The sequence below is a fragment of the Luteitalea sp. genome, from assembly GCF_022842525.1.
Classification (GTDB): Bacteria; Acidobacteriota; Vicinamibacteria; order Vicinamibacterales; family Vicinamibacteraceae; genus Luteitalea.
Map to the genome: position 1 here is coordinate 1 of NZ_JALHPM010000210.1, position 10,214 is coordinate 10,214.

General features: G+C 69.1%; 7 protein-coding genes and 1 pseudogene. 4 read left to right on the top strand and 4 right to left on the bottom strand.

All coding sequences use genetic code 11. The features are described 5' to 3' along the window. The 4 genes from Q0C41_RS26600 to Q0C41_RS26615 form a co-directional block, all read left to right on the top strand. Positions 1 to 454, top strand: a 454-nt coding sequence (locus Q0C41_RS26600) for a hypothetical protein (protein WP_291989172.1), incomplete at its 5' end; no start/stop codon positions are given. A gap of 33 nt (positions 455 to 487) precedes the next feature. Continuing rightward, positions 488 to 1,408 (top strand): ATP-binding cassette domain-containing protein, encoded by a 921-nt coding sequence (locus Q0C41_RS26605; protein ID WP_291989174.1) that lies wholly within the window; start codon positions 488 to 490, stop codon positions 1,406 to 1,408. A 14-nt stretch (positions 1,409 to 1,422) separates the two neighbouring features. Then, positions 1,423 to 2,724 (top strand): ABC transporter permease, encoded by a 1,302-nt coding sequence (locus Q0C41_RS26610; protein ID WP_291989176.1) that lies wholly within the window; start codon positions 1,423 to 1,425, stop codon positions 2,722 to 2,724. A 127-nt stretch (positions 2,725 to 2,851) separates the two neighbouring features. Next, the gene (locus Q0C41_RS26615) at positions 2,852 to 4,717 is read left to right on the top strand and encodes a M61 family metallopeptidase (protein ID WP_291989178.1); all 1,866 of its coding nucleotides are present in this window, start codon (positions 2,852 to 2,854) and stop codon (positions 4,715 to 4,717) included. 12 nt (positions 4,718 to 4,729) lie between these two features. On the opposite strand, the gene ggt is transcribed toward Q0C41_RS26615, so the two are convergent. From ggt to Q0C41_RS26635, 4 genes and pseudogenes are all read right to left on the bottom strand, one after another. Continuing rightward, positions 4,730 to 6,580 carry a gamma-glutamyltransferase gene (gene ggt / locus Q0C41_RS26620; RefSeq protein ID WP_291989180.1) on the bottom strand — a complete coding sequence of 617 codons (1,851 nt, stop codon included), beginning with the start codon at positions 6,578 to 6,580 and terminating at the stop codon, positions 4,730 to 4,732. 25 nt (positions 6,581 to 6,605) lie between these two features. Then, positions 6,606 to 8,144, bottom strand: coding sequence for an arylsulfatase (locus Q0C41_RS26625; RefSeq protein ID WP_291989181.1), 1,539 nt, complete (start codon positions 8,142 to 8,144; stop codon positions 6,606 to 6,608). Positions 8,145 to 8,217: 73 nt separating this feature from the next. Continuing rightward, positions 8,218 to 9,864 (bottom strand): L-glutamate gamma-semialdehyde dehydrogenase, encoded by a 1,647-nt coding sequence (gene pruA, locus Q0C41_RS26630; RefSeq protein ID WP_291989183.1) that lies wholly within the window; start codon positions 9,862 to 9,864, stop codon positions 8,218 to 8,220. A 156-nt stretch (positions 9,865 to 10,020) separates the two neighbouring features. Next, a pseudogene (locus Q0C41_RS26635) lies at positions 10,021 to 10,214 on the bottom strand (amidohydrolase/deacetylase family metallohydrolase); the annotation flags it as partial.

Below are 10,214 nucleotides of genomic sequence, written 5' to 3' on the forward strand. Positions count from 1 at the left end.
CTTCCTCCAGGCCTTCAACGACAGCGGCAAGGCCGCCCCGACCGCGGTCGTCGCCGCGCCCCCGGTGCCCGAACCCGCGGCGCCGCCACCTGCGCCAGCGCAGGCCCCGGCCGCATCCGCCGTGGACCTCTCGACGTGGTCCAACGACGAGGCGCGCGCCTCGATCGCGCAGTTCTGCGGCGCCTACCTCGCGCGCGACATGGGTGGCCTGAACCGGCTCTGGCCCAATATGGGGCCCGAGTGGCGCACCGAGCTGAAGGAGGCCTTCAGCACCAGCGGCGAACTCGTGTGCGTGTTCGAGAACGTGACGATCGTGCGCACGAGCGACGAATTCAACGCCACGGCCCGACTGCTGACGCAGTTGCCCGGCGGCGAGCAGCGCCGCCGGTCCCTGGTGCTGTCGCTCGTGCCGGCACGCGATCGGCTGGTCATCGGGAACATCAGGGTCAGGTAGCCCGTAGGCTGTAGGCTAGCAGCTGCAGCCTCCATGACCCCAGCCATCATCCTCGACTCCGTCACCAAGCGGTTCGGCCAGACGACGGCCGTCGACGCGCTGTCCCTGCAGGTGCCACAGGGCGCGATCTACGGCTTCATCGGACCCAACGGCTCCGGCAAGACCACCACGCTGCGCATGATCATGAACATCCTCCTGGCCGACAGCGGCTGGGTGGAAGTGCTCGGCGACCGCAGCACGGTGGCGGCGCGCGACCGGGTCGGCTACCTGCCCGAGGAGCGCGGGCTGTACAAGCAGATGCCCGTGCGCCGCCTGCTCACCTACTACGGCGAGCTGAAGGGCGCGCGCCGCGCCGACGTCGAGCGCGAGGCCGACTGGTGGCTGACGCGCCTCGGCCTGCCCAACGTGGCGGACAAGAAGGTGCAGGCGCTCTCCAAGGGCATGTCGCAGAAGGTGCAGTTCATCGCGGCCGTCGTCGCCCGTCCCGATCTGGTGATTCTCGACGAGCCGTTCTCCGGGCTGGATCCGGTCAATCGCGACGTGCTGCGCGACGCGGTGCTGGAGCTGAAGCGACGCGGCACGACCATCGTCTTCAGCACGCACGACATGTCGATGGCCGAGCTGATGTGCGACCGGATCTTCATGATCTTCAAGGGCCGGAAGGTGCTCGACGGATCGCTCGACGAGATCCAGTCCACCTACGGGCACGACGAAGTGCACGTCCGTGTGCAGGGCGGTGCCGCGGTGCTGCGGTCGATGGCCGGCGTGGACGCCGTGGTGGATCACGGCAACGCGCAGCAGGTGCGGCTGTCCATCGATCCGCAGGCGTTCCTGGCGCAGCTGGCCGCCCGGGCGACGGTCCAGCGCTTCGAGATCACGCGTCCGTCGCTGCACGACATCTTCGTCGAGATCGCCCGGCCGGCGCCGGAAGACGACATCCTTCCCTCCGCGTGAGACGAGACCGAACCATGTCCAGGGTGATCACGATTGCCGTCGCGGAGTTCGAACAGGCCGTCCGCAGCCGCGCGTTCCTCCTCGGGCTGCTGGCCGTGCCGCTGCTGATGGCGCTGGCCTTCGGCATCCAGGCACTCACCGCCCGCCGCGACACCTCCGAGCGTCACTTCGCCATCGTCGACCGCACGGGGACGATCGCGCCGCAGATCGTCGAGGCGGCACGGCAGCACAACGCGGAGCAGACGTCGACCACCGGCCGCAGGACCGGCCCATCGTTCCTGCCCGAGATCGTGTCTGGTGAGGGGCAGGCCGCCGAGGCGACGCGACTGGCCCTGTCGGAGCGCGTGCGCGGCGGCGAGCTGTTCGCCTTCGTCGAGATCCCGGCCGAAGTGCTGACGGCGACCGGGGCCGACGCGCCGCGGCTCGGCTATTACACCGAGTACCCGACCTACCAGGCCCTGCCCGAGTGGGTGCGCCAGGAGGTCAGCCGCGCCGTGGCGGATCGGCGGCTGTCGAAGCTCGGGGCCGACCCGACCGAGGCTCGCCGGCTGCTCGAGCCGGTCCCGATGGACCGCCGGAGCCTCGTCGTCCGCACGACGGACGGCAAGGTGTCCGAGGCGGAGAAGGTGGACGCGGTCCGCGCCTTCGCGATGCCGGCGATCACGATGTTCATGCTGTTCGGGCTGGTCATGAGCTCGGCGCCGCAGTTGCTCAACAGCGTCATCGAGGAGAAGACCAGCCGCATCAGCGAGGTGCTGCTCGGATCGGTCAGTGCCTTCCACCTGATGCTGGGCAAGCTGCTGGGCAGCGTGGGGGTGACGCTGCTGCTGGGCCTGATCTACATCGGCGGCGGCCTGCTGGCGGCGGCGCAGGCCGACTACTTCGGCCTGATCCAGTGGAGCCTGATTCCCTGGTTCGCGTTGTTCCTGGTCATCGCCGTGTTCCTCTACGGCGCCATGTTCATCGCCATCGGCGCCGCGTGCAGCGAGGTCAAGGACGCCCAGGGGATGATGATGCCGGCGCTGATCCTGGCGATGTTCCCCATCTTCCTGTGGCTGCAGGTGGCGCAGAACCCCGACAGCGCGATGTCGGTCGGGTTCTCGCTGTTCCCGTTCGCGACCCCCTACCTGATGCTGTTGCGCATCGCGATTCCCCCCGGGCCGCCGGCGTGGCAGGTCGTCCTCTCGCTGGTCGGCGCCGTGGCGACGACGCTCGCCATGGTGTACGCCGCGGGCCGTGTGCTCCGCGTCGGCCTCCTGATGCAGGGCAAGACCGCCAACTACCGCGACATGCTGCGCTGGATCACCGCGAAGTAGCCGTCGACCTTCAGGTCGACGGTCAGTGATCCCCCGCGGAAGCATCTGCCTTCTTCCTTCTGACTTCCGCCTTCCGGTGGCCCGGTTGCCGGTTGCCGGCTCCCGGTTCCCGGTTACGCTATCGCCCATGTCCGTGCGGCACCGCGTATCTCTGTTCGCCCTGGTCGTCCTGCTGCCGCTGGCGCAGGCGGCCTTCGCCCAGACGCCGACCATCGACTACGTGGTCTCGGCGCCGCACCCCGAGCAGCGGTGGCTGCAGGTGGACGTGCGTTTCCCGGCCAGGGCCGGCACGCCCCTCGACGTCCGGATGGCGAGGTCCTCGCCGGGCCGCTATGCGACGCACGAGTTCGGCAAGAACGTCTACCTCTTCGAAGCGCGCGGGGCGGGCGAGGCCGTGCTCCCGCTCGAGCAGGTCGCCCCCGCGCACTGGCGCGTCACCCCGACGGACGGCGTGGTGCGGGTGCGCTACCGCCTGTTTGCCGATCACATCGACGGCACGTACTCGGCCGTCGACGGCACGCACGCGCACCTGAACGCGCCGGCGACGTTCGTCTGGGCGCCGGCCCTGCCGGAGATCCCGATCACCGTGCGCTTCGTCCAGCCGCCGGGCCGCAACTGGCGCGTCTCGACGCAGCTGTTCCCGACCGACGACCCGCTGGCCTTCACGGCGCCGAACCTGCAGTACCTGATGGACTCCCCCGTGGAGTTCAGCGCGCACGCCGTGCGCGAGTTCACGGTGGCGTATCCGGGTGGCGGCACGCCGGCGAGGATCCGGCTGGCCGTCCACCACCTCGGTACCGAGGCCCAGCTCGACGCCTATGCGGCGACGGTCGAGACGATCGTCCGTGAGCAGGCGGCCATCTTCGGGACACTGCCGACCTTCGACGGCGGCACGTACACGTTCCTGATGGACTACCTGCCCTGGGCCGACGGCGACGGCATGGAACACCGCAACAGCACGGTGTGCACCGCGGCGGCCTCGCTGGCCGACGGCATGGCGCGAGTGGCCGGCACGGCGTCGCACGAGTTCTTCCACGCCTGGAACGTCGAGCGCATCCGGCCCGCGTCGCTGGAGCCGTTCGACTTCTCGCAGGCCAACATGTCGGGCGAGCTCTGGCTGGCGGAGGGCTTCACCAGCTACTACGGCTCGCTGGCGATGATCCGGGCCGGCATCGTCGCGCAGGATCGGGGCGTCGCGCAGCTGGCGATGTTCGCCGGGTCGGTGATGCGCGCGCCGGGCGCGCAGTTCAGGTCGGCGGTGGACATGAGTCGTCTCGCGCCGTACGTCGATGCGGCCCAGGCCGTCGATCCGACCAACTGGGAGAACACGTACGTGTCCTATTACACGTACGGGGCCGCCATCGGCCTGGGTCTCGACCTCACCCTGCGCGAGCGCAGCGGCGGCACCGTCACGCTGGACGACTACATGCGCACGCTGTGGAAGACCCACGGCGTCCCCGGCGGCAAGGCCCCGGGCTACGTGTCGCGGCCGTACACGCTGAAGGACGCCGAAGCCGCCCTGGCGACGGTGAGCGGCGATGCGGCCTTCGCCGCCGACTTCTTCCGGCGGCACGTGCTGGGCACCGAACCGCTGCCCTTCCGCCGCCTGTTCGCGGCGGCGGGCTACACGTTGCGGGAGCGCGAAACGCCGCCGACGCTCGGCATGCTCGGCCTGACCGCACAGCAGGGGCGCATCGTCGTGACCAACAACACCGTGGCCACGAGCGCGGTCTACAAGGCCGGTGTCGGGCGCGGTGACACCATCCTGACGCTCAACGGCACGGCGGTGACCCAGGCGGGCGACTGGGAACGGATTCTCTCCACGCTGACGCCGGGCACCGAGGTGGAACTCGTCTTCGAGTCGCGCGGCGAGAAGAAGACGGCCCGCGTCACCGTGAAGAGCAACGATCGGGTCGAGGCCGTCCCGATGCCCGAGCGGACGCCGCAGCAGGAGGCGTTGCGCGCGGGGTGGCTGGCGTCGCGAGCGAAGTGATGCGGCGTTCAGCTACCAGCCGACCGCTTGGCCGTCCTTGCGGTGATCGGAGCCGGCGCGATACACGCCATTGACCGGCCGGTTGTCGGCGGCTGATCGTCGGCCGAAGGTCGGCCGCGGCAGCGTCGCGTCACGCGTGAACAGGATGCCCTGATAGCCGCCGACGGCCTCTCCGGTCACCCGCTCCACCTTGTGGCCCCTGCGCTGCAGTTCCGATCCAACCAGGTCGAAGAGGTGCGATTCAAGGCTCAGGACGTTGGTGGCCTGATCATGCGTGAAGCGTGCGGCATCGGTCGTCATCTGCACGTTCATCCCATGGTCGATCATGTTGACCATGTGCTGCGCATGCGTCTCGGGTTGCACGGTGCCGCCCATGTTGCCGAAGGCCATCACCGGTTCGCCGTCCTTCATCACGAAGCCGGCGATGATGGTGTGAAACGGCCGCTTGCGTGGCGCGACCACGTTGGGGCTCTTCGGATCGAGCGAGAATGCGGCGCCGCGGTTCTGCAGCACGAAGCCATACGGCGATACGGTCGCACGGCTGCCGTAGACGCTGAACACGCTGTGCACCAGCGACACCATGTTGCCCCAGCGATCGGCGGCTGACAGGTAGATGGTCCCGCCGTCCACGCGTGCGGGGGCGCCGACCGGCGACACGCGCGTCGGGTCGATGCGGCCGCACAGGTCGGCGGCATGGGTCTTCGAGAGCAGACGGGCCACGGGTACGTCGGCGAAGGCGGGATCGGCGTTGTGGGCGTACAGGTCGGCGTAGGCCAGTTTCTTGGCTTCGACCATGACATGCCAGTAGTCCGCGCTCGATGGACCGAGCTTCGCCAGGTCGACGCCCAGCGTGGGCGCGCAGACCTCGAGGACGTTCAGCATCTCCAGGGCCGCAAGCCCCTGCCCTGGGGGCGGCAGCTGGAACACATCGTAGCCGTGGTAATTGGTCGAGATCGGCTCAGTCCATTCGGAGCGATACTCGGCCAGGTCGCTCGCGGTCATGACGCCGCCGCCGGCGTTCACCTTGGCAATGATCGCCCTAGCGATGTCGCCACGATAGAAGGCGTCACGGCCTTGCTTCTGGATCAGGCGCAGTGCCTTGGCGAGTCCTGGGTTGCGGATGATGCGATACAAGTCAGGCGCGCGCCCGTCCTGGAGGAAGGCCGCGGCCGAGTCGGGGTCCATCGTGAGTTGCGGCACGGTCCGCAGCAGGTCGGCGTGCCGCCGCTCCGCCTGGCCCCATCCCTCCTCGGCGAGACGCGCTGCCCGCTCGAACGTGTCAGCAAACGATCGGGTCCCGAATCGCTTCAGCAGCGCGTCGTAGCCGGAGATCGCGCCGGGCACCGTGCTCGCGTTGACGCCGCTGCGCGGGACGGCCTTCACGCCGAGCGTGTCGGTGAAGAACTGGGGCGTCCACCCTGCCGGCGCCCACCCAGCCGAGTTGAGCGCATACAGCTTGCGCTCGCGCGCGACGTACACCAGCGCGAACAGGTCACCGCCGATGCCGGTGTCGTTCTGCGACGTCACGTCCAGGACGGCGGCAGCCGCAACGGCCGCATCGATGGCATTGCCGCCGTGGCGCAGCATTTCGACGCCCGCTTGCGCGGCCAGCGGATCGCTCGTGGCAACGATGCCGTGCCGTGCGAGCACTTCGGACCGACCTTGTTCGGGCCAGCCCTGGGCACGGCTGCCTCGTACGGCCTGCACGGTGGTGGCCGGCTGCGGCACCGCGGCCGTCGGCGTGCCGAATGGCGTCGGCGATTGCGCACGACCGGTGTCGTACCAGGAGCCGATGGCCAGCAGAACGACGCTGGCGGCGACCAATCGGGACCAGGCTGCCGCTGGTGGGTGCAGTCCGTTCATGAATGCGGCTCCAGGGGTGGGTGATCTATCGGCGAATGGCCGCCAGGCGATCGGCCATGGCCTTGACGATCTCGGGATGCGTTGCCGCCACGTTGGTCGTCTCGCCGAGATCGCGTTCGAGGTCGTAGAGCTGCGGCGCCGGGTCGTTGGCCAGTTCGGTGTTGGTCGGCACGCTCATGCGCGGCCCCCTGGTCGGCTCGATGTACTTCCACCGGCCCTCGCGCAACGCCAGTGCGCCGGCGTGTTCCACGACGTGGTCACGACCGGTGGCGTCCTCGCCGAGCAGGGCGGCGAGTTGGTTGCGGCTGTCGGGCGCCTCGCCGCTGGGCACGGCCTGTCCGGTCAGCGCCGCCAGTGACGCCAGCAGATCCACCTGCGAGACCAGCGCCTGCGAGACGCCGGGCTTCATCCGGGACGGCCACCGCACCACGAACGGCACCCGCGTGCCGGCCTCGAAGCGGCTGTACTTGCCGCCGCGCAACGGCCCCGCCGGCCTGTGCGCCCCGAGCTTCTCCACCGCCTGGTCGACATAGCCGTCATCCACGACCGGACCGTTGTCGCTCGTGAAGATGACCAGCGTGTTGTCGGTGAGCTTCAGTCGGTCGAGCGTCTCGAGCACTTGCCCGATGGACCAGTCCGCCTGCAGGATCGCGTCGCCGCGCGGTCCCATGCCGGACGTGCCAGCGAAGCGCTCGTGCGGCACGCGCGGGACGTGCGGTTCGTGCGTGGCGAAGAACAGGAAGAACGGCTCGCGCTGGTGCTGCTCGATGTAGCTGATGGCCTTGCGCGTGAACGTGTCGCCCATGTCCTGGTCGCGCCACAACGCCGCCTTGCCGCCGGTCATGTACCCGATGCGGCTGACGCCGTTGACGATCGTCTGATCGTGCCCATGGCTCGGTCGCTGCGTCGTCAACAGCTCGGGGTTGGCCTTGCCCGTGGGCCAGTCGCCGACGGGCTTCTCGTAGTCGACGCGGATCGGGTCGGTCGGGTCGAGGCCGACGACGCGGCCGTTCTCCACGTAGACCGTCGGCACCCGATCCCCGGTCGCGGCCATGATGAAGCTGTAGGCGAAGCCGATCTCGTTGGGGCCCGGCGTGATGCGGCTGTTCCAGTCGGGGCCGGCGGGGCCGCCGAGGCCGAGGTGCCACTTGCCGACAATGCCGGTGCGATAGCCGGCCTTCTGCAGCAGGGAGGGCAGGGTCGGGCGCGCCGGGTCGATGATGAGCGACGCGTTGCCCGGCAGCACGCCCGTGCCCTGCTGGCGCCACGCGTACTTGCCGGTGAGCAGCGAGAATCGCGACGGCGTGCAGGTGGCCGACGTCGCGTACCCGCTCGTGAACCGCACGCCCTCGCGGGCGATGCGGTCCATGTTCGGCGTGCGGATCGTGGTGGAACCGTACGCCGAGGTGTCGCCGTAGCCCAGGTCGTCCATGTAGATGAGGACGATGTTGGGCCGCGGCGGCGTCTGCGCGTGCGCGAGCGGCGCGAGCCACAGCGCCGCCAGCAGGCACACCACCTGGAATATGGGCCTTGGGGCCTGGGCCCTGGGCCGTGGCACGATCATCGAATCTCTCCGCGACCACCAGTAAGGGTGGTGTACGAAGGCCTAAGGCCCAAGGCCGAAGGCCGGCTGAGTGCTATTCGTCCCCCATGAACGGATAGCGATAGTCGGTCGGGGGCACGAAGGTTTCCTTGATCGAGCGTGGGCTCACCCACCGCTGCAGATTCAGCTTGCTTCCGGCCTTGTCGTTGGTGCCCGATCCGCGCGCGCCGCCGAAGGGCTGCTGGCCGACCACCGCGCCCGTGCACTTGTCGTTGATGTAGAAGTTGCCGGCGGCGTTGCGCAGATGCGTGTGCGCCAGGCGGACGGCGTGCCGGTCGTCGGCGAAGATCGCGCCGGTGAGCGCGTACGGCGACGTCCGGTCGACGATCTGCATCGTCTCGACGTACTGGTTGTCGGGATAGACGTACGCCGTCACGAGGGGACCGAAGATCTCCTCGCACAGCAGACGCGAGCCTGGGTCCTCGACCTGCACAAGCGTCGGGGCGACGAAGTAGCCCACGTCCTTCGACGCCGTGCCGCCGCTGACGATGGTGCCGCTCCGGCGCGCCTCGTCGAGATAGCCGCTGATCTTCGTGAACGACTTCTCGTCGATGACCGCGCCCATGAAGTTGCGGAAGTCGCGCACGTCCCCCATCTGGATCGTGGCCATCATGGCCACCATCCGCTCCTTCACCCCGGGCCACAGCGACTGCGGGATGTAGACGCGACTGCAGGCCGAGCACTTCTGTCCCTGGTACTCGAACGAGCCGCGGACGATGGCCACGGCGAGCGCGTCGACGTCGGCCGACGCGTGCGCCATGATGAAGTCCTTGCCGCCCGTCTCGCCGACGATGCGCGGATAGGAGCGGTACTGGCCCATGCGGCCGCCGATGGTCTTCCACATGCTGTTGAAGACCGTCGTGCTGCCGGTGAAGTGCACGCCGCCGAGATCGGGATGCGCGAGCAGCGCGTCGGAGATCGGCACCGGGTCGCCAGGCACGAAGTTGATGACGCCAGGCGGCAGGCCGGCGGCCTCGAGCAGCTTCATGACGTAGTAGGCGCTCAGCATCGCCGTCTGCGCCGGCTTCCAGATGACGGTGTTGCCGACCAGCGCCGGCGCCCCCGACAGGTTGCCGCCGATGGCCGTGAAGTTGAACGGGCTGACCGCGTAGATGAAGCCTTCGAGCGGACGGTAGTCGGTCTGATTCCAGACGCCCTTCTCGCTGATCGGCTGCTCGCCGTACAGGTCCTGCGCGTAGGCGCAGTTGAAGCGGAAGAAGTCGATCAGCTCGCACGCCGCGTCGATCTCGGACTGGAACGCGGTCTTGCTCTGCCCCAACATCGTCGCGGCATTCAGCGTGTCGCGCCAGGTGGTCGACAGCAGCTCGGCGGCGCGCAGGAACACGGCGGCGCGGTCCTCCCACGCCCAGCGGCTCCACTCGATCCGGGCGGCGGCGCTGGCTTCGATGGCCTGCTGCACGAGGTCGGGCGTCGCCTTGTGCCAGGTGCCGAGCACCTGCTGATGGGCGTGCGGCATGACCACCGGGGCGGTGTCGCCCGTGCGGTACTCCTTGCCGTTGACGATGACCGGGATGTCGGCGTGCTCACCCGCCATGCTGGCGAGCCGGGCCTTCAGCGCGGCCCGCTCGGGCGTGCCCGGGGCATAGCTGCGAATCGGCTCGTTGACGGCGACGGGCACTCGGCGGCGCGCCCCGAGACTGGCGACGGAAGAATCGGACATGGGAGCAGTCTAACGAATGCCGGGATGCCGGGATGCTGGAATGCCGCAACTTCGAGCTTGGGGCTTGGGGCTTGGGGCTTGAACCCTTCGACCTTCGACATTCAGCATTCCGGCATTCCGGCATTCCGGCATTTCACGATCGCCCCCGCGGGCACGTCAGTGCCCGCGCGTGCGATCCCACTTGGGGTCGCCGCCGCGCGCACTCGCGGGCAACGTGTTCCAGGGGTCGGCGATCATGCCGTTCAGGTCGTACACGACCTTGCCGTCACGCACGGTGAGCTCGCAGGACAGCCGCTGCGTCCCGTCCAGGCGACCGCCGACGGGATCGGCGTAGCCAAAACGCCCCTTCT